At 47.8% G+C, this 20,581-nt stretch carries 10 protein-coding genes, 11 tRNA genes and 2 rRNA genes (1 of these 23 running past the window's edge); 1 reads left to right on the plus strand and 22 read right to left on the minus strand.

Annotated elements, in window-relative coordinates:
- Window positions 1-161: 161 nt before the first annotated feature.
- Both MKX98_RS30480 and MKX98_RS30485 read right to left on the minus strand, forming a co-directional pair.
- Entirely contained in the window at window positions 162-1,139 is a 978-nt protein-coding gene (locus MKX98_RS30480; protein WP_231887925.1) for a DNA/RNA non-specific endonuclease, read from the minus strand.
- Between the two features lie 185 nt (window positions 1,140-1,324).
- The gene (locus tag MKX98_RS30485; protein WP_339220130.1) at window positions 1,325-2,800 is read right to left on the minus strand and encodes an amidase family protein; all 1,476 of its coding nucleotides are present in this window, start codon (window positions 2,798-2,800) and stop codon (window positions 1,325-1,327) included.
- A gap of 289 nt (window positions 2,801-3,089) precedes the next feature.
- Between MKX98_RS30485 and MKX98_RS30490 the strand changes: the two genes are divergently transcribed.
- The gene (locus MKX98_RS30490; protein ID WP_063477462.1) at window positions 3,090-4,355 is read left to right on the plus strand and encodes an IS110 family transposase; all 1,266 of its coding nucleotides are present in this window, start codon (window positions 3,090-3,092) and stop codon (window positions 4,353-4,355) included.
- A gap of 1,124 nt (window positions 4,356-5,479) precedes the next feature.
- Here MKX98_RS30490 and glmS read toward each other — a convergent pair.
- The 20 genes from glmS to MKX98_RS30590 form a co-directional block, all read right to left on the minus strand.
- Window positions 5,480-7,312: a glutamine--fructose-6-phosphate transaminase (isomerizing) gene (glmS, locus tag MKX98_RS30495; protein WP_220683820.1), complete on the minus strand. Its 1,833-nt coding sequence runs from the start codon at window positions 7,310-7,312 to the stop codon at window positions 5,480-5,482.
- 732 nt (window positions 7,313-8,044) lie between these two features.
- Window positions 8,045-9,385 carry a phosphoglucosamine mutase gene (glmM, locus tag MKX98_RS30500; RefSeq protein ID WP_194544688.1) on the minus strand — a complete coding sequence of 447 codons (1,341 nt, stop codon included), beginning with the start codon at window positions 9,383-9,385 and terminating at the stop codon, window positions 8,045-8,047.
- 32 nt (window positions 9,386-9,417) lie between these two features.
- Window positions 9,418-10,896 carry a CdaR family protein gene (locus MKX98_RS30505; protein WP_194544689.1) on the minus strand — a complete coding sequence of 493 codons (1,479 nt, stop codon included), beginning with the start codon at window positions 10,894-10,896 and terminating at the stop codon, window positions 9,418-9,420.
- Entirely contained in the window at window positions 10,889-11,719 is an 831-nt protein-coding gene (gene cdaA / locus MKX98_RS30510) for a diadenylate cyclase CdaA (protein ID WP_071221881.1), read from the minus strand. The genes MKX98_RS30505 and cdaA overlap by 8 nt, the downstream gene beginning before the upstream one ends.
- 319 nt (window positions 11,720-12,038) lie before the next feature.
- Complete coding sequence (locus MKX98_RS30515; RefSeq protein WP_194544690.1) at window positions 12,039-12,653, minus strand: zf-HC2 domain-containing protein; 615 nt, start codon at window positions 12,651-12,653, stop codon at window positions 12,039-12,041.
- Window positions 12,654-12,873: 220 nt separating this feature from the next.
- Window positions 12,874-13,440 carry an RNA polymerase sigma factor SigW gene (gene sigW / locus MKX98_RS30520; RefSeq protein WP_071221879.1) on the minus strand — a complete coding sequence of 189 codons (567 nt, stop codon included), beginning with the start codon at window positions 13,438-13,440 and terminating at the stop codon, window positions 12,874-12,876.
- Window positions 13,441-13,681: 241 nt separating this feature from the next.
- A complete protein-coding gene (ppc, locus tag MKX98_RS30525) occupies window positions 13,682-16,468 on the minus strand; it encodes a phosphoenolpyruvate carboxylase (RefSeq protein WP_194544691.1) in 2,787 nt (928 codons plus the stop codon).
- 273 nt (window positions 16,469-16,741) lie between these two features.
- Window positions 16,742-16,815, minus strand: a tRNA-Gly gene (locus tag MKX98_RS30530).
- 76 nt (window positions 16,816-16,891) lie between these two features.
- Window positions 16,892-16,965, minus strand: a tRNA-Pro gene (locus tag MKX98_RS30535).
- A 19-nt stretch (window positions 16,966-16,984) separates the two neighbouring features.
- Window positions 16,985-17,061, minus strand: a tRNA-Arg gene (locus MKX98_RS30540).
- A 3-nt stretch (window positions 17,062-17,064) separates the two neighbouring features.
- Window positions 17,065-17,139, minus strand: a tRNA-Gly gene (locus tag MKX98_RS30545).
- A 5-nt stretch (window positions 17,140-17,144) separates the two neighbouring features.
- Window positions 17,145-17,228, minus strand: a tRNA-Leu gene (locus MKX98_RS30550).
- A 14-nt stretch (window positions 17,229-17,242) separates the two neighbouring features.
- Window positions 17,243-17,318 (minus strand) — tRNA-Lys (locus tag MKX98_RS30555).
- Between the two features lie 68 nt (window positions 17,319-17,386).
- Window positions 17,387-17,461, minus strand: a tRNA-Gln gene (locus tag MKX98_RS30560).
- 53 nt (window positions 17,462-17,514) lie between these two features.
- A tRNA-Val gene (locus MKX98_RS30565) sits at window positions 17,515-17,590 on the minus strand.
- A 134-nt stretch (window positions 17,591-17,724) separates the two neighbouring features.
- Window positions 17,725-17,799 (minus strand) — tRNA-Glu (locus tag MKX98_RS30570).
- Window positions 17,800-17,836: 37 nt separating this feature from the next.
- Window positions 17,837-17,912 (minus strand) — tRNA-Thr (locus MKX98_RS30575).
- A 3-nt stretch (window positions 17,913-17,915) separates the two neighbouring features.
- Window positions 17,916-17,991 (minus strand) — tRNA-Asn (locus MKX98_RS30580).
- Between the two features lie 8 nt (window positions 17,992-17,999).
- A 5S ribosomal RNA gene (rrf, locus tag MKX98_RS30585) occupies window positions 18,000-18,116 on the minus strand.
- 185 nt (window positions 18,117-18,301) lie between these two features.
- Window positions 18,302-20,581, minus strand: a 23S ribosomal RNA gene (locus tag MKX98_RS30590) (it continues 650 nt past the right edge of the window).

Raw genomic sequence — 20,581 nt, forward strand, 5'->3', positions numbered from 1 at the left:
AAGCTATCGTTTCCCGTTAGTTCAACCACCATGAGTTATCAAGAGTTATTATTCAATACTCTGAAACCATTCAGGATGTTCATCTCTAGTTATAACACCATCCATAGGGAATTGTGGCAAACAGGAGTATGTTCTGTTCTTCCGTTCATTTAATTTTAGTCTTACTCACCTACCATACCGTCACCATCACGATCATCCATGTATTTGTATAACCAATGATCACTCGTTATTGGCATACTATAACCGGCTGCTTTCGCTTCTTTTATCGTTATCTTCCCGTTACCATTGGTATCAACACTAGAAAGATCATCTTTTGTATTTGGATTAGTCGCTTTTGTGTTAGAACTTTTTGAATCAGAAGGCTTACTGTCTGTTAAACCAAGGGTTTTGTTTACTTCGTCAGGATTCACATTATCAAATTTATCGACAATCACGTTACCCTTTAACGTATAGGTGTATTGATAACTGGAGGGAATCTGCGTTTTCGTGTTCGGGTAGGTGATAATTGCTTCAAAATTAGTAGCTCCACCTGCTTTGCGTATAGCGTCTTCCATATATGCTTGATCACCATGTCGGTTGAGCGTACTATCTTGTGGGGTGATATTATAAGCATTGGATACACCGCCAAGAGAATCAGCTATGGCATGTCCTTCGTCTAAAACAGCACTCTCAACCCCAGGGACCTTTGCTTCATCAGCACAATACCTACCAGACGATGACACAGGCTCTTTATTGTCATCTTGTAGAATGATTTTATCAGCAATGACACGCACTAGTTGCCCGTGTTCGTTTGTAAATGCCCAGTATTCACGCTTCCCGTAACCAACATCCACAACGACGTTAGGTTCACGATGGCCAGACAAATCACAAGCATCCACTTCAATACGTTCGTATCCTGAGAATAGATCGTTATTTGGTTGGGTTGGTGTTTCCTCGACTGCCGGTTCATCAACAACCTTTTCTTCTCCTTTTGGTTCCTTAATGGCCTCGGTAATAGTTCCCTCTGCTTCTTTATCAACTTTGGTTACTTCTTGTATGGCGTTTTCTCCATTTGTAATAGGCGGATCTTCTACATTGGTACAACCAACCATAAAGATGATCGTTAAAATTAAGATTAAATAGTTCATTTTCTTTTTCAATTTAGGACTCCCCTATAATTTCATACTGTTCATTCTAAAAACGACGACTATAACTTATCTTGTTCTATAATCTTACCATAAAAGACTAATATCCTATTGAATTATCCTGCCAATTACAATAGAACAGGGAGCAGCGTCGCGGCGTTCTGCTCCCTGTATTGGTTCAACTATCGTTCTCCGTTAGCTTAGCCCATTTCTGGTTGACGACGGATTAGTGTTGCCTGCTCAAAACTATAGGCGATGCTGATTAGCGTGGGCTCACTTAAAGCCCTCCCGGAAAAGACAACACCAAATGGCCCCTGCGTCGAATCGCCATCAGCATCAATTGTTCCTTTTGCTGAATAACCGGCGGGCACCGTAATAAGGGGATACCCTAACCGGGCAGCAATGTACATGCCATCAACGTCACCGGGTAACATTAAAGCATCTAAGCCGTGTTGATCGAGTACATAGTCAATCCCTTGCGTTACAGCCGGATGGTTATATTCTTGTCGTTTAAGTTGATATGTTGTCTCGTTTAGCGCATTTTGTTCCGAACGAATCAGATTATCTTGGCCAAACTTCAATGCGGATGCAGCGTGTTTCTGATTATAAGCTATCAGATCTTGAAGAGAATGTACGGGCAGATCCGAGTTCAACTTTGATAAATAGCGATTCAGGCCTGTTTTGAATTCGTAGCAGATAACATCATTGTTCCATGGATGCTGTTCCAAATGGAGGTCCACAGGATCGATAACTGTAGCACCTTGCTCACGCAGAACATTAATGGCGGATTCCATGATGGAAAGTCTTTCTTCATCCAACGACCGATAGTAATGTCTAGGAATCCCAATTCGAGTTTTACACAGAAAGTCTCTGTCTAGATAAGTTGTGTAGTCATGAAAAGTACGATGTGTGCTAGTCCAAGTTGCCTTATCGTTTTCGTCAATCCCGACGATTGCCCCAAGTAGAATCGCTGCATCAGTGACTGTCTTTGAAATCGGTCCTGGCGTATCCTGACTTATAGAGATTGGGATAATTCCGCTGCGGCTCGCAAGCCCTACAGTAGGTTTTATTCCGACGAGAAAGTGTTGGCTGGCCGGCCCAATAATCGAACCTGCGGTTTCTGTTCCGATCGCTGCTGCTGTCAGGTTCGCCGCTACGGCTGCAGCCGATCCTGAACTTGATCCGCTGACGAAGAGCTTGCCAGGTCCATATGGATTCAACACATATCCTCCTCTGGAACTGTATCCAGCTGGCATACGATTGGACATAAAGTTCGACCACTCGGTCATATTGGCCTTACCTAGAAGAACAGCGCCAGCGGCCCGGAGCTTTGCGGCTACGAACGCATCTTCAGGAGCAAACGACTCAGCCAATGCGATTGAACCAGCGCTCGTATGCATCCGGTCGTACGTATCGATGTTATCCTTTAGCAGGATTGGAATTCCGTGCAGCGGCCCCCTACTACCTGTTGTATTTCGCTCAAGGTCAAGATTCCTTGCTATTTCAAGAGCATCTGGATTGATCTCTAATACGGCATTGATCAGAGGATTATACCTATGAATGCGTTCGATATATGCAAGGACGAGGGCTTCGGATGTACATTCACCCGAAGACATTGCCTTTTGCATGCTCACCAAATCGGCTTCCTGAATCCAAACTTGTAAGTTAATGCTCATATATTAAAATACCCCCGGTACTGGTAAATTCTCGGACAACAGTAATATGGTAACATGCTGCCTTGCCAAGGGTATAGGTAAAGTTTTGATTAGATAAGAATGTATCGGTTGGGCATCGCAATAAAGCTTGTATTTTCCCGAAGGTTAATGTTGTAACTAAAGTAATCTGCCCGTTAGAATTCCTGTAATACGAATATTTTGGAGATTGAACAAAAACGAGCGCCTCGGTACGATGGGGTTACACACGAGGTCATTGCCTCAAAAAGCCCATCCAGGAGGTCGCTCTACTATGAAGTTTAAAGCACAAGATAAGCAAAATCAACTCATTGAAAACATTACCGCTCATCATCTGGTCGTCGGAGTAGACATTGCTCAAGATACTCATGTTGCCCGGGCCGTCAGCTTTCGCGGGATTGCTTTAGGTGCACCGCTGGAATTCGGTAACCATCTTGAGGGTTTCAAGCTATTTGGACGCTGGATCCAGGATCTACTCCAAACCTACAAGCTTAACAAAGTCATTATAGGCATGGAACCTACAGGTCATTACTGGCTGAATCTTGCGCGCTGGCTCTCTTCTCAGCGCATTGAAGCCGTTCTCGTTAATCCCCATCTCGTTAAAAAGAATAAGGAGAACCGTGACAACTCGCCATCTAAAAGTGACCGCAAAGATGCTCTTGTCATTGCAGACATGGTCAAAAACGGGTACTACTCCCCTGTTCGTTTTCATCCAGAAGCCTACGAAGAACTGCGAATTCTCATGGCTAACCGAGACACGGTTACAAAACGGCTCAACAGTGCTGTTAACCAAATTCATCGATGGGTTGATATCGTGTTCCCTGAGCTGCGCCAGGTCTTTAAAACCCTTACCTGTACCAGCTCTATTGCTACGCTCAGACTCTTTCCCTTACCGGAGGAAATTAGTAGATTAACCACAGAAGAGGTTCTTACCGGTTGGAAACAATATGTAAAGCGTCATGCTGGAGTTAAACGAGCGGAACAGCTCATTGAACTAGCAAAATGCAGCATTGGCGCCACGCAGGCACTCCAAGCCTACAAGCTTCATCTGAGTCAACTACTAGAGGAATATGACTTGGCTCAGCGCCAACTTGAACAAATTGAGCATGAACTTCATCTCATCTTGAGGCGTATCCCCTATGCACAGAAACTGCTCGATATTCAGGGTTTGAATGCAACGAGCTTGGCTGGCATTCTAGGAGAAGCTGGAGATCTGAGCGGCTATGTACATGGAAATGCTTTATTACGACATGCCGGCCTCAATTTAACTGAAGCCAGTTCCGGAAAGTGGCGTGGTAAAATGGCGCTTAGCAAACGCGGCCGCCCTCGTCTCCGACGTTTTCTCTATCTCATGACGATGTGCATGGTCATGACCAATCCGGATATTAGAGCCCTGCACCACCATAATGTCGATGTGAAAAAACTCAAGAAAATGAAATCTATAATGAAATTGTGCGGTAAAGTCGCCCGTATGCTTGTTGGTCTGGCCAAAAGCAGTGAAGCTTACGACTCGACTAAAGTGTTTCCGCAAGCAGCTTAAGCAGTTTTTCTCACCAGCTCATGCATTCGCAGGATGACAAGAAGCACGAGGTATCGGGAGATATTAAACAAAAGGGCTCGGACCCGTTCCGTTAGAAAGACCGACCTCCACCCCTTAGTTAGATGTGACGAAGGAATGAAAGGGCTAAGACCCGTTGAGACATGGGAGTGAGAATCACTAGGGCAAAGTGGAGACGTGCATGATATGGAACAAAGTGGGTATTGGACACAACACCCTTGTTCCCGCATGCCCTTTCTACTGTCCCCAGCCACCGACTCCCCTGGATTCTCTTCTTTCATGTTTAGCTCAGGGTGAAATCCTGCGAATTCATGAGTTTGAGTGAGGAAATTGAATCACTTCGAGGGAGTTTAAACACACTAATGCGATTTTGTTTTCACTATTCGTATTACCATCTACATTGCTTTTCTTTCTAAATTTAATGATTTTTATTCCGTTCTCAGGTGTATCGATTAATGTGAAAGTGATTCTTTCATATGAAGGAGCGTGATGTCCTGAATAGTTTAATGCACTTGCAATAACTAAATGTCTTCGTGTATTGCCTTTAATTCGCTCAACGCTATCTATCTTGGACACATTATAAAATCCGGAAAATCCTTCTCGATTACCAGAAAAGTATCTTGTGTACAATGTTTCCTCTAAAAGTTCTTCTTTAGTTGTGGTCCAACAGGTTCATACTTCCAGCCAACAATGATCCAATCATAAAGCTCTTGTGAAGTTACTCGGAGCTGGTAAGGGGCTGCAGGATAATGATCGGAGAGAAAAGAAAAAGCCGAGTGAAATCAGGAGTAAATGCCTGAAATCAGCTCCGGCTTACAGTTAAACTTTATAAGCTTAGTGCAGAGTTTGTATGGGCTTTAAGGTTTATTGGATGTTAACACTAGTTACTAGTCTTTAATGTCTGTCTCCAAACAAAATGTTGTAATCCAACCACAGTGCAAAAAGTGAGCAAGAACACGACTTTAATACAAAATTCAATCAAAGAACACAACTTTAATACAAAATTCAATCAAAGAACACAACTTTTTCACTAGAACACAACTTTATTGCAAATTAGAACATAACTTTAATACAAAATATCACGTCGTGTGTCGTCCGCTCATACCTTACTCCACCGTCACGCTCTTCGCCAGGTTACGCGGCTTATCCACGTCGTTGCCACGGGCAAGCGATGCGTAGTAGGCAAGCAGCTGCAACGGTACGACAGACAAGGCAGCCGTCAAGATCGGCAAGGTCTTCGGAATGGCGAAGGCTTGATCCACGGATTTCAGCAGGCCGGCCACATGCTCTTCATGCGTAATCGCCATCACTTCTGCACCGCGGGCCTTCACTTCCTTGATGTTGCTCACCGTTTTCTCCATAACCGCTTCCTGGGTTGCCAAGGCAATAACCGGAATACCCTCTTCAATAAGGGCAAGCGTACCATGCTTGAGTTCGCCGGCAGCATAAGCCTCGGAATGAATGTAAGAGATCTCCTTCAGCTTCAGAGACCCTTCTTGTGCTACGGCGTAGTCTTGACCACGACCGATGAAGAACAGGTTCTCATGCTCCGCAATTTGCTCGGCATATCCCTTGATTGATTCTGCGTTGGTCAGCATGGACTCTACCTGTTCAGGCAGTGCTTCCATCGCTGCAATCACTTCAGCCACAGCGTCTTCGGTCATCGTACCGCGTACTTGAGCCAGGTACAGACCCAACAGATAGAACGCAATTAACTGAGAAGTATAGGCTTTCGTGGAAGCTACCGCGATCTCCGGTCCAGCCAGGGTGCCGAGCACATCGTTGGCTTCACGGGCAATCGAACTGCCTACTACGTTCGTGATGGCCAGGACATGAGCGCCATGGCTCTGCGCTTCACGAAGCGCAGCCAAGGTATCTGCCGTTTCACCGGATTGGCTTACAACGATAACCAAGGTCTCTGGCGTAACGATTGGCGAACGGTAACGATACTCGGACGCCACGTCATTCTCAACCGGAATGCGTACCATCTCTTCAATCACGCTGCGTCCCACAAGTCCTGCATGGTAAGCCGTACCACAGGCAACGATCTGAACATTGCGAATGTTCTTAATCTGTTCCTGTGTCAGCTTCAGCTCAGGCAGAACGACTTTACGTCCGCTCTCATCTACACGGCCCAGCATGGTATCCCGGTATGCTTTTGGCTGCTCGTGGATCTCCTTCAGCATGAAGTGATCGAATCCGCCTTTTTCCGCTGTAACGGCATCCCAATCGACACGAATCATTTCCCGAGAAATAAAGTTCCCCTCAATGGTCATTAATTCGACAGCATCTGCGGTCAGCAGAGCCATCTCTCCATCGTTGAGAATATATACGTTCCGCGTATATTTCAAAATAGCCGGAATATCAGAACCGATGAAGTTCTCCCCTTCTCCAAGACCAATAATAAGCGGGCTTGCTTGACGCACAGCCACTAATCGATCCGGCTCATACTCGGTCAAAACGCCAAGGGCAAATGCGCCTCTCATGTAAGAGATCGCCTTCTGCACGGCCTTTACGATATCCCCGTCATATTCACGGGCAATGAGATGGGAGATAACTTCGGTATCGGTCTCCGAAACAAAGTGGTGTCCTTGGCTGATCAGCTCTTCCTTCAGCTCCAGATAGTTCTCAACGATCCCGTTATGAACCACAGAGAACTTCTGGCTTTCGTCTGTATGCGGATGCGAATTCACGTCCGATGGCCGGCCATGTGTTGCCCAACGAGTGTGACCGATACCAGCGGTTCCCACGAGTGGAGCAGATTCGAGTCTCTCCTCCAAATTGGCAAGACGCCCTTGTGCCTTGGCCACACGCAGACCTTCATTCGTAAACACGGCAATCCCTGCTGAATCGTATCCGCGATACTCCAGCTTTCTCAATCCCTCGATCAACACCGCTTGCGTTTTCTGATTTCCAATATATCCGACAATACCACACATAGTATGATTCCTCCGTTCGATTTCCCTATAATAGTAGGCGGAAATAGAACACGGCAGCATCTGTGCGGTATCAGGAAAGAAGAATGATTTATTCAATTATCAACGTTCAAAAATCCAGCATGATTTAGGCTGCTAAGTTGAACAGACATGAATGCACTCTTCTTCCACCGCGCTGCCTTGTTCTAAATCGCACATTCATGTTTTGTATTATTTGTAATAAGAAGCACCTGCGGATACGTTGTAAGAACGGTCGCCCATTCCTTTTCCGTGATTCGCTTACGGTTGGTGCATAACCGAGAGGTCCCCGCCGAATAATCCGAACACCTCTACCTCGTCAACTTGCGTTCTGCCGTTTGGTTATCCCTATCGTAGCAATAACCAATCCCCGCGCAGGTACAAGCTCTGGCGCTTATGAAGCTTGAAGTAACCTCACAATCCTCGCTTTCTATTCTTGAATGACATCCTTTATTATATTCATGCTATATCACTTTGGCAACTCGGCTGTTTCCTAGGTGTTCCAAGCCCTGCGTATAATTAACCCCATGAATGACATCGAATGGCCTACCCTCTCAAGCGATGCCGTAATTCACACTCTTTGCTGACAGGACAGGAGGTGTTGCGCTTTCATTGACTGGCTTCATTGAAAAGCAGCAGGCCAGTGAACCGGATCCGCATAGTTCACTGGCCCTGACAAAAATTAGTCTGCTTTCCTTGAAAAATACACCCTTAGTCTTACGCCAATTCCCGCTTCACCACGTCTGCAATCTGCGTTACATAACGGTCGAGCTCTTCTTTGTCCGGGCCTTCGGCCATGACGCGAATGAGGGATTCCGTTCCCGATGGGCGAACCAGGACACGTCCATTATCCCCCAGAATGCCTTCGACTTCAGCAATTGCAGACTCAATAACGGTATTGCCTTGGTACTTGCTCTTATCGCCAACACGAACATTAACCAGCACTTGCGGGTACTTGCGCATGCTGCTCTTCAGCTCATGCAGAGGCTTGCCGGAGGCTACCAACGTATCCACCAATTGAATTCCCGTCAGAATGCCATCCCCTGTAGTATTGTGATCCAGGAAAATCACGTGTCCTGACTGCTCTCCACCCAGGTTATATCCGCCACGGCGCATTTCTTCCATCACGTAGCGGTCACCGACTGCCGTTTTAGCAGTTTTCAGCTTCAAGCTGTCACATGCCTTATAGAAACCGATGTTACTCATAACGGTCGAAACGATGGTGCCTGCCTTCAGCTTGCCGGCACGGTTCATGGCATCACCGCAAATGCACAGAATGAAATCGCCGTCTACTTCCTCGCCTTTTGCGTCAATGGCAATCAAGCGATCCGCATCTCCGTCAAAAGCCAGACCGAGGTCAGCGCCATGCTGGAGCACAGCCTCGACGAGTTTCTCCGGGTGAGTCGATCCGCAGTGATCGTTGATATTCAAGCCATTCGGCTCAGCACCGATGGTGATCACATCCGCGCCCAATTCACGGAAAAGCTTTGGAGCCAGCTCATAAGCTGCGCCATTAGCACAGTCCAGTACGATTTTCAGACCGTCAAACCGGTTATTGACCGTCGTTTTCAAATATTCCAGGTATTTATATTTCGATTCGTTATCAACCAGCAATTCACCTAAATCAGCCCCGATTGGCCGCGGCAGATTATCCGTTTCCGCATCCATCAGCTCTTCAATCTTAAGCTCTGTCTCATCCGACAGCTTGAAGCCGTCTCCACCGAAGAACTTGATGCCGTTATCTTGTACCGGGTTATGTGAAGCCGAGATCATAACACCCGCATCAGCCTTCAAAAGTCTTGTGATATACGCCACCGCTGGTGTACTTACGACACCCAGACGAATGACATGTGCACCGATTGACAGCAGGCCTGCAACCAAAGCCGACTCCAGCATAGCCCCCGATACGCGAGTATCCATGCCGATGATGACGGTTGGCTTCTCTTTATCGCCAGTGAGCACATAGCCGCCGCAGCGACCGATGCTGTAAGCCATTTCCGCTGTCAGCTCTTGATTGGCAACACCTCTTACTCCATCTGTACCAAAATATTTCCCCATGTTTTATATACTCCTTTATCTACTCTTCGTTATTATCCATCATTGGACGTTTCTGATCCCGTTGTCCCATCATTCGATCCGTCTCCCGGCGGATGTGATGGGGTTTCTCCTGATCCGGAGTTATCCGTGTCTTCATGAGTAGGAGGCGTCTCCGGATCCTCCTCCTGATCATTGCCTGTTCCTGTTCCCGCTCCTGATCCCGTTCCTGGTGGAACAGGCGGCTTGTCTTCCGTTCCCTCATTCTTCGAGGTGTCCGGCTCCGTTGTCACGGGCTTGGAGTTATCCTTGAGTTCTACCTTAACAACAGGACGTTCCGAATCCGTACGGTTAATAAAGTTAGGAAGCGTGATCTGCAGCGGAATTTCGTGAACGCCGGCTTTCAAACCGGTTGCATTCGCTTCAGCCCCGATATCCGTCGGCTCCAGGCTATTGAGCAAGTCCGGCGCTCCGGTGAGCGTTAAAGATATGGTCTTCGTCTTTGGATCCGTAATGACAGCATCCAAGCCGGAGGCAACCCCTTTTAACGTTATCGGAATCCCCGTAATCACCCGTTCACCATGCGATACCGCCGTAACATCCACCGTTACAGAGCTCGGCTCGATTTTCTCAAAACCTTCAGGCGGCGTCAAGTCGGCCGTAAGCACTGTTGTTCCCGAATTTCTAACTTCTCCCAGATTGATCGTAGCTTCGATATAGGTCTCAGCTCCTGCCAGCGCCTCTTTACTGCCAAACAGCTTCACTTCTTTTACCTTCTGTTCCACCTTGGATAGGACAAACCCTTCCGGCAGCCGTCCGGTATATTGAAGCTCCAGCGGCAGGGTGACAAAAGCAGGCTCAATCGGCACTTCAGCTGCTACTGTAGCAGGCTCAATGACCGCATCTTCCATTGCGTTGCCTTCTTTATCATATGCTGTAAGCTTGACTCGTTTCTCCGTAATCTTCTCTTTGGCACCATCAAGCTCCACATTACCTTTGACCTGCCCCAGATTCGCCATTGACGATTCAGGCAGGGTAACCGTAACTTGCCTTGGGTCAATCAGCACGGGTGTTCCGGCCCGGTAATCTTTAGCAGGCTCGCCTTTGGTTCCAATACTTACCGTCACGGATTTCGACACTCTCGCCTCTACCGTCACCGTAACAACCGAAGGCTCCATCGATACCATCTCCACGCCACTCGGGATGGAGGGCGTTAGCGGAAGTGTGTGCGTACCCGGTTCTTTGACGTTGCTCAAATCAAGCTTCACCTTATAATCGTCGGTCAAAAGCGAAATATTGGATTTCTTTCCCCGAACTTCGAGATTTACACGGTCTTTATCAATCCCTGTTAACGCATATTCGCTGTCATCAAATCCATAAGTCTGTATCTCAACGCCTTCAATGACTTTGGTATCATAAAAAGTCGTTGGCGGTGCAGGCGTTCCGCTGTCCATATGAACCATCGCCCACAATAAAATACTGACAGCGAGTGCAATGAGCTTGCTTGCCGTGTTGTTCTTGATCCATTTATCCATTGCTGCCGTCCCCCTTCCGTTTCCAGAAGAACGTGCGTTTCTCCTTAATGGACGCGGCAGGCCTGAGCTCCTCATACAATTTGGAGATGAGGGACTCTTCCTTAATATCTCGAACCACCTGTCCATTCAAGGCCAGCGACACTTGCCCAGTCTCCTCGGATACGACAACCGAAATCGCATCCCCCACCTCGCTGATTCCGATAGCGGCACGGTGTCTTGTTCCCAGTTCCTTACTGATAAAAGGATTCTCTGATAGCGGTAAATAGCAGCCAGCCGCCGCAATTTGACCGTTCTGAATAATGACAGCTCCGTCATGGAGCGGCGTGTTCGGTATAAAAATGTTAATAAACAATTCCGAGCTGATCACCGATCTCATCGGAATTCCTGATTCTACATATTCATTCAGGCCCGTCGTCCGCTCAAAGACGATCAAAGCCCCTATTTTGCGCCGAGACAAATAATTAACCGCCTTAATGGTTTCGCTGATTAACTTATTGGTTTCCTCGTCAATATCCGCCGTCCGCCCAAACAGCTTGCCTCGTCCGAGCTGCTCCAGACCACGTCTGAGCTCCGGCTGGAAGATAATAAAGATCGCCAACACCCCAAATGTAAAGATCTGATTCATCAGCCACTTCAGCGTATACAGATCAAACCAGGTGCTGAGAGCCCAGATGACCACCAGCACCAAAATCCCTTTGAGCAGCTGGACCGCCCGCGTGCCGCGGACGAGCAGTATCATCTGGTATATTATATAAGTAACGATAAGGATATCGATGATATCTTTAATGGTTTCACCCCAGGTCATATCTGTGAAATACTCCATACAGCAACCCCCGTCATTTCCTTTAAGTGCGGGCCCAAAAAATCCGGTTCCTCGAAAATGAACGCGAAAGATTCGATTTCACCGAACCAGCTCTCCATTTTCCTTCGGATCACACGGGGACTTTTTGAACTTCCTTTTTAATAACGCATGAGACTTATATATGTAGTATGTACTCTACACTCTCTAGGTTATAACGTTAATCTTTCCGATGCAAGCGGACGCCCACTGCTTTCCATGAAAAAGATCATAAAGTCAACAAAAGAAGCGCCGTCTTTTCACAGAAAAGAGGCGCTTTTATTCAGTAGGCATCAGGTTTCACCTAGCGGTAAGCGGCATCTGTAAACAGAGTGGAGATCTTGTACCAGATCCAGTCCATCGCCCGATCTATGTCCTTCACTTGACCTGCTATATGTGAGGTGGAAGCCTGAAATAATTCTCCGTCAATGACGGTCACGTTGCCATTCACTTGACCGTAGACCTTCGTCTTTCCATTCTCGACTGTAATATCTCCCGTGATGATTTGATCCGGAGGAATAATGACGGTATCTCCTTCAATCACCAGCTTTTCGAATTCGTCACTCTTTACAACCAGCTGGGTATCCTGACTCCAAAAACTGATTGTGCTAAAGAGCATGACAACCAAAAACAAAGCTGCAGCCGTGAGCGCAGGATGATTCCTAACCCATTTGACCCAAGCTTTTTGTCTCTTGGGCTGCGGCAGCATGCCCATTATACGTTCCGTTAAATCATCGGATGGCTTGGTCGCATGATGAGTTAAGGAATAAAGAAGCATATCGGTATGCTCCAGCTTCTCGAAGTAATTCCGACAGTCAGCACAATCCCGCAAATGCTTCTGCAATTCCAGCTGCTGTGGGTCGGACAAGTCATTATCCAGATAATCATGCATCAAAGAGACGGCTAATTTGCAATCCATTTGTGAGCCAATCCTTTCATTCAATCTCTTTGCTGGGTCCCTTCCCCATAGGGGCATAAGACTTGCTTATTGTTCATACGTGCCGGAATCAGGGATGTTTCAATTTTTTAAAAGAAAGTCAGAAAAAAATTTGCAGGGACTAACTTTCTGGCTCCGCAAGAAAAAAGCGCCCTTAAACGCGATCTCTCTTCCACAAAGAACGGCGATAGGCGTTTTCCCCTCACAATTTGTACTCTAATTTTTTGCGTAAAAATTCGCGTCCACGATGTACACGCGTTTTGATCGTTGTTACAGGCAAGTCCAAAATCTCGCTGATCTCCTGCAGAGATAAATCCTGAATGTACCTTAGAATCATGATTGTCTTATACTTGGCAGGAAGTCCGTCAATCGCCGTATGAATAATACGCTGTGTCTCGGATAGCAGCATTTCACTCTCCGGTGTACGATTATCGCTCGGGATCAAGGAGTAGCCGTCCATACCTTCGCTTTCATTCAGTTCGGCGTCCAGCGAGAAAGACGGCTTGCGCTTGCGCAGCCGATCAATGCTAAGATTTGTACCAATTCGGTATATCCAAGTTGAGAACTTCTGATTCTCGTCGTATCGATCAAGGTTTTTATATACACGCAAAAAAGTCTCTTGTACGACATCCTCAGCCTCATGGCGGTTACTCAGCATCCGGTAAGCCAAATGAAAAATCTTGTCTTTATAAAGCTCTACGATTTCGGCAAAAGCTCTCTGGTCCCCTTTTCGGGCCAGCTTCGCCAGTCTTACATCCAAATTGTCCACCACAATTCCCCCAGAATGGTCTGATGGGTAACGTCTAAAAAGCATCATTCAAATCGTAATTCAACTGTTTCTAAAAATCAACAATAATTCAAAAAGAATCCCTATTCTCTATCAATGACAGCCATGCTGCAGCCGATACTTTATTCATCAGAGTAGACTGCTATAGATGAAAAAACGAGGTTCCTTTAGGGAACCTCGCCTTAAACTATCCCTTTCAAACAGCGTTGGCATCCTGTACGGATCAACCTGTATTACGAAGCCCCGCCGCAATGCCGTTGATGGTCAGCAGTACTTCCCGAAGCAGATCCGGATCATCCTGCTCCTGCTCTCTCAGCTCGCGCAGCTCGTTAAGCAATTGAACCTGCAAATAGCTAAGCGGATCCACGTAAGGGTTACGGAGTCGAATCGATTCCTGCAAGACCGGCTGGTTATCCAGAATATCCTGTTGTCCCGTAATCTTAAGAACAAGCTCTTTCGTCAAGTTGAACTCATCCTGAATCAGACCGAAGATACGCTCGCGGACTTGATCATCTTTCGTCATCAAAGAATACTCCTTGGCGATGATCAGATCAGCCTTGGCAAGAGCCATCTGAAGGGTATCGATCAGTGACGTAAAGAACGGATAGCTTTTGTACATCTTCTGAAGCACCTTCATATTCTCTTCCTTGCCCTGGTAGAAGCTCTGTAAGCCCGTACCAGCCGCGTACCATGCAGGAAGCAGGTAACGACTCTGGGTCCACGCAAACACCCAAGGGATGGCTCTGAGGTCCTCAAAACGGTCACTGTTCTTACGCTTGGATGGTCGGGAACCGATATTCAGCTCTCCCACTTCAGGAAGCGGCGTGGATTCCTTGAAGAAGCTCAGGAAATCCGGATCACGGAAGATCAGATCCTGATATTTCTTCTGTGAAGCGGCCGATATGCTAGAGGAAATCTCTTCCCACTCTTTTTCGGTCGATTCTTTTTCAGGGTAACGGGCATTAAGAGAAGCCGTAATAAGTGCTGAAGTCGCCTGGTCCAAACTGCGGTAGGCAATTCCCTTCAAGGAATAACGTGAAGAAATAACCTCGCCTTGCTCCGTGATTTTGATGCCACCCGCAATCGTTGATGCCGGTTGAGCCAAAATGCTGCGATTCAGAGGCATACCACCGCGCCCAAGCGATCCGCCGCGTCCATGGAAGTATTTCACCTTGATGCCATACTCATTGGCTGCAGCCGTAATTTCTTTGAGTGCTACCTGGAGCTCCCAGTTCGCGGTAATGGCTCCGCCGTCCTTGTTGCTGTCGGAATAACCCAGCATGATTTCCTGAAGCTCATTCATCGCGCTAACCGCTTCCCGATAGATCGGCAGGTTGAAGAGCTTACGCATAATATCAGGTGCGGCATGAAGGTCTTCAATCGTCTCAAACAATGGTGCAGCCTGCAAAGTAGCTATTACAGAACCGTCATTGTCCTTACGGAAAAGTCCGACTTCTTTGGCAAATACCATCACTTCCAGAATGTCGCTTGCACCCTCGGACATACTGATCAAATAACTTGAAATACATTTGACGCCGAACTCCTGCTGCGCACGGAATACGGTACGGTATACTTCAAGGCATTCTTCGGTACTGTCGCTGTACTCTTGATAAGGCGTCGTCAATGGACGAGGATCATTAAGCAGGTTATTAAGCAGCTCGATCTTCTCATCTTCACTTAACTGGGCATAATCCTGAGTCACATTCATTTTACGAAGAATCTCGGCCATGGCATTTTCATGCTCTTGGCTATGCTGTCTGATGTCCAACGTTGCTGTATGGAAACCAAACAACTCCGCCTGACGAATCAGTTTTTGAATATACGTGTCTGCAACATAGTCAGCAAAATGGAAACGCAAGCTTCGATCAATGATATTCAAGTCCTCGATAAATTCCTCAGGGGACTGATAGCGCTCGCTGCCCGTCATGTTCTCATCAAGAATATGACTCATTTTAGCCAGCATATATACCAGTTTTACACGATAAGGCTCTTTCTCATTGTGCCAAATTTCCATCTTCTTCAGTGTTACATGCTCGCGGTCTTTTTCAATGGATTGAAGCAATTCATCCGAAACGCTCACGATGGATGAGCTGAAGCTGAGGTATTTCATGAATTCACGCAAAATCCGTTGGTATTCACGAATTGCTAGCTTCCGCTGCATTTCAAGCGTTTTCCATGTTACGTCCGCCGTCACTGAAGGATTTCCGTCCCGATCGCCACCGATCCACGAGCCGAAACGCAAATAGGTTGGAACGTGCCAATGGTGACCCGGATAATATTTACTTAGGCAGCGCTCCAGTTCTTGATAAACCTCTGGCAGAATGTGAAACAGAGTCTCGTGAAAATAATACATACCGTTTCTGACCTCATCAAGAACCGTCGGCTTACGGTCACGAAGCTCGTCGGTTTGCCATAGCGTAATCACTTCATTCAGTAGTTTCTCCCGAAGCTGCTCTCGTTCGCGGAATGTCAGTGTCGGGTTGTCGAGTTGCATAACATCGTCCGCTATCCGTTTATGAATATCCAGAATAGCCCGACGCATCGCTTCTGTTGGATGAGCTGTCATTACCAGCTCAAGGGATAGACTTTCGAGAATTTCTTGAACTTCTTCAAACGTAATATTGCGCTCTTTCAAATCCTGGACCGCACTTTCAATGGAACCTGGTTGAACACTCTCCCCGGCGGAACGCTCGTAATCGCGTTTGCGGCGAATGCGATGATTCTGCTCTGCGATATTAACCAATTGAAAATAAATGGCAAACGCGCGAATCACCTGATGGCGAATGTCGGGCTCCAAGGTGCTGATGATCCTTTTGAAATCTGCAAACAATTCTGGCAGGAATACGGATCGCAACGATTTACTCGTTTCACGAATTTTCTCAACTATATCTAAAAGCTCATTGCCACCTTGGTGGACAAGAACTTCTCCAAGAATATTGCCAAGGAACCGTACATCTCGCCGCAGCAGATTGTTGGAATTGCTCTTTGCGGTTACTGTAAGTTCAGTCATGCTACTCCTCCCATCTCAACCCGTTTCAGCAGTTTGTCTATAGGACGTAACGCCTTCCTAACATCATACAATAAAAGCGCATGAAAATCTGCATTTTCCAGGCGAAAAAATTAGCCAAATCGACAAAACTCATGATATTGATATACCCATATACCATGGACATTAGTCCTATAAACCTTGACCTGCCTATATTCTTTAGCACATTAACACTTCGCAGGATAGTCGTGTGAATATGTAAAAAAACATCACACACGGTGATGTCCTGCTTATGTATGGAGCGGGTGATGGGAATCGAACCCACGCTACCAGCTTGGAAGGCTGGAGTTCTACCATTGAACTACACCCGCATATCAACCCACAAAAGAGATGCTACACATCGGAGTATAATCCGATTACTTTTGCGGGGCATAAATCTTAAACAAATCGGGATGACACGATTTGAACATGCGACCCCCTGGTCCCAAACCAGGTGCTCTACCAAGCTGAGCTACATCCCGATATTAATTTTTTAAAAAATGGCACGCCCTGAGAGATTCGAACTCCCGACCTTTTGATTCGTAGTCAAACGCTCTATCCAGCTGAGCTAAGGGCGCAAATGGAGCGGACGACGGGAATCGAACCCGCGACCCTCGCCTTGGCAAGGCGATGCTCTACCGCTGAGCCACGTCCGCATAAATGGTGCGCGTGGAGGGACTTGAACCCCCACGTCAAAGACGCTAGATCCTAAGTCTAGTGCGTCTGCCAATTCCGCCACACGCGCACAAGATGAAACAATGGTGAGCCATGAAGGACTCGAACCTTCGACACCCTGATTAAAAGTCAGGTGCTCTACCAACTGAGCTAATGGCTCGCAATTCAGGGCCCCCGAAAAGTATTCGGAATCACCTTCAAAGCGTAACTTCACTTTTAGGGGTAAAGTGGCTGGGGATATAGGATTCGAACCTATGCATGACGGAGTCAAAGTCCGTTGCCTTACCGCTTGGCTAATCCCCAAAATCGATGAGATACTTCTATTGTGCTGATTCTCGTTAGAATCATGCATGAAATGGTGGAGGCTGAGGGGATCGAACCCCCGACCCTCTGCTTGTAAGGCAGATGCTCTCCCAGCTGAGCTAAGCCTCCATACAATATGGATTAAATATAGTGGTGACCCGTAGGGGATACTCTCACTTCGTTCGAGACTGCGAAGCCTCTGCTTACGAAGTTATCCTCCGACGAACCAACGGGATTCTCATCCCCTGTTGCATTAAGAATAATGGTGACCCGTAGGGGATTCGAACCCCTGTTACCTCCGTGAAAGGGAGGTGTCTTAACCCCTTGACCAACGGGCCGCAATTTCACAATGCATGTCCAATTCAAAAGCGAATCTGGAGCTTCCAACCGGGATCGAACCGGTGACCTCATCCTTACCATGGATGCACTCTACCTACTGAGCTATGGAAGCAAGTGGCTCCCCGAACAGGACTCGAACCTGTGACAACTCGATTAACAGTCGAGTGCTCTACCAACTGAGCTATCAGGGAATATATCCGCTTGGCGACGTCCTACTCTCCCGGGACCCTTCGGTCCAAGTACCATCGGCGCTGGAAGGCTTAACGGTCGTGTTCGGTATGGGAACGCGTGGAACCCTTCCGCCATCGCCACCAAACGGTTCAGATGCTTGATCACCTGAAAACTAGATACGAAACGAAATTTGCGTTGATTAGAATCCGTAGCATTACCCGATGTGGTATCGGGGTCCCCGAAAAGTATTCGGTGTCAGCTTCAAAGCTTCACTTCACTTTTTGGGGTGTTGTATATGCTTACGTAGCGAGCTTTCTTTCAGAAAGCTTTTAGGATAAGCCCTCGACCGATTAGTATTGGTCAGCTCCATGCATTGCTGCACTTCCACCTCCAACCTATCTACCTCGTCGTCTTCAAGGGGTCTTACTAGTTGGGAAATCTCATCTTGAGGGGGGCTTCACGCTTAGATGCTTTCAGCGCTTATCCCGTCCGTACGTAGCTACCCAGCCATGCTCCTGGCGGAACAACTGGTGCACCAGCGGTACGTCCATCCCGGTCCTCTCGTACTAAGGACAGCTCCTCTCAAATTTCCTACGCCCACGACAGATAGGGACCGAACTGTCTCACGACGTTCTGAACCCAGCTCGCGTACCGCTTTAATGGGCGAACAGCCCAACCCTTGGGACCTACTTCAGCCCCAGGATGCGATGAGCCGACATCGAGGTGCCAAACCTCCCCGTCGATGTGGACTCTTGGGGGAGATAAGCCTGTTATCCCCAGGGTAGCTTTTATCCGTTGAGCGATGGCCCTTCCATGCGGTACCACCGGATCACTAAGCCCGACTTTCGTCCCTGCTCGACTTGTAGGTCTCGCAGTCAAGCTCCCTTATGCCTTTGCACTCTTCGAATGATTTCCAACCATTCTGAGGGAACCTTGGGGCGCCTCCGTTACTCTTTAGGAGGCGACCGCCCCAGTCAAACTGCCCGCCTGACACTGTCCCCGTACCGGATCACGGTACCAGGTTAGAACCTAGATACGATCAGGGTGGTATCCCAACGTCGCCTCCACACAAGCTGGCGCTCATGCTTCAAAGGCTCCCACCTATCCTGTACAGATCGTACCCAAATCCAATATCAAGCTGCAGTAAAGCTCCATGGGGTCTTTCCGTCTTGTCGCGGGTAACCTGCATCTTCACAGGTATTAAAATTTCACCGGATCTCTCGTTGAGACAGCGCCCAAGTCGTTACGCCATTCGTGCGGGTCAGAATTTACCTGACAAGGAATTTCGCTACCTTAGGACCGTTATAGTTACGGCCGCCGTTTACTGGGGCTTCGGTTCACAGCTTCGGGATTACTCCCTAACCGCTCCCCTTAACCTTCCAGCACCGGGCAGGCGTCAGCCCGTATACTTCGCCTTACGGCTTCGCACAGACCTGTGTTTTTGCTAAACAGTCGCTTGGGCCTTTTCACTGCGGCCCCCTCGGGCTATTCACCCTACCGAGGCACCCCTTCTCCCGAAGTTACGGGGTCATTTTGCCGAGTTCCTTAACGAGAGTTCTTCCGCGCGCCTTAGAATTCTCTTCTCGCCTACCTGTGTCGGTTTGCGGTACGGGCACCTTCACCTGACTAGAGGCTTTTCTTGGCAGTGTGAGATCATGACCTTCGCTACTATAATTTTCACTCCCCATCACAGCCCAGCCTTATCGATGTGCGGATTTGCCTACACATCAGCCTCACTGCTTGGACGGACATCCATCAGTCCGCGTCACTACCCTCCTGCGTCACCCCATCGTTCATAACGGTTTACGGTGGTACAGGAATTTCAACCTGTTGTCCTTCGATTACGCCTTTCGGCCTCACCTTAGGTCCCGACTTACCCTGAGCGGACGAGCCTTCCTCAGGAAACCTTGGGCTTTCGGCGGATCAGATTCTCACTGATCTTTTCGTTACTCATACCGGCATTCTCACTTGTGTACTCTCCAGCGCTCCTTACGGTACACCTTCAACGCATACACAACGCTCCCCTACCCCTGATGCATACGCATCAAGCCATAGCTTCGGTGGTGTGTTTAGCCCCGTTACATTTTCGGCGCAGAGTCACTCGACCAGTGAGCTATTACGCACTCTTTAAATGGTGGCTGCTTCTAAGCCAACATCCTGGTTGTCTGTGCAACTCCACATCCTTTCCCACTTAACACACACTTGGGGACCTTAGCTGATGGTCTGGGCTGTTTCCCTTTTGACAATGGATCTTAGCACTCACTGTCTGACTCCCGGATATAAGTCTATGGCATTCGGAGTTTGACTGAGCTTGGTAACCCTTGCGGGCCCCGCACCCAATCAGTGCTCTACCTCCACGACTCTTCATTCCGAGGCTAGCCCTAAAGCTATTTCGGGGAGAACCAGCTATCTCCGAGTTCGATTGGAATTTCTCCGCTACCCCCACCTCATCCCCGCATTTTTCAACATACGTGGGTTCGGGCCTCCAGTGCGTGTTACCGCACCTTCACCCTGGACAGGGGTAGATCACACGGTTTCGGGTCTACGCCCACATACTACATCGCCCTATTCAGACTCGCTTTCGCTGCGGCTACGGCTTCTCGCCTTAAC

The organism is Paenibacillus sp. FSL W7-1332, from assembly GCF_037969785.1.
GTDB lineage: Bacteria > Bacillota > Bacilli > Paenibacillales > Paenibacillaceae > Paenibacillus_AQ.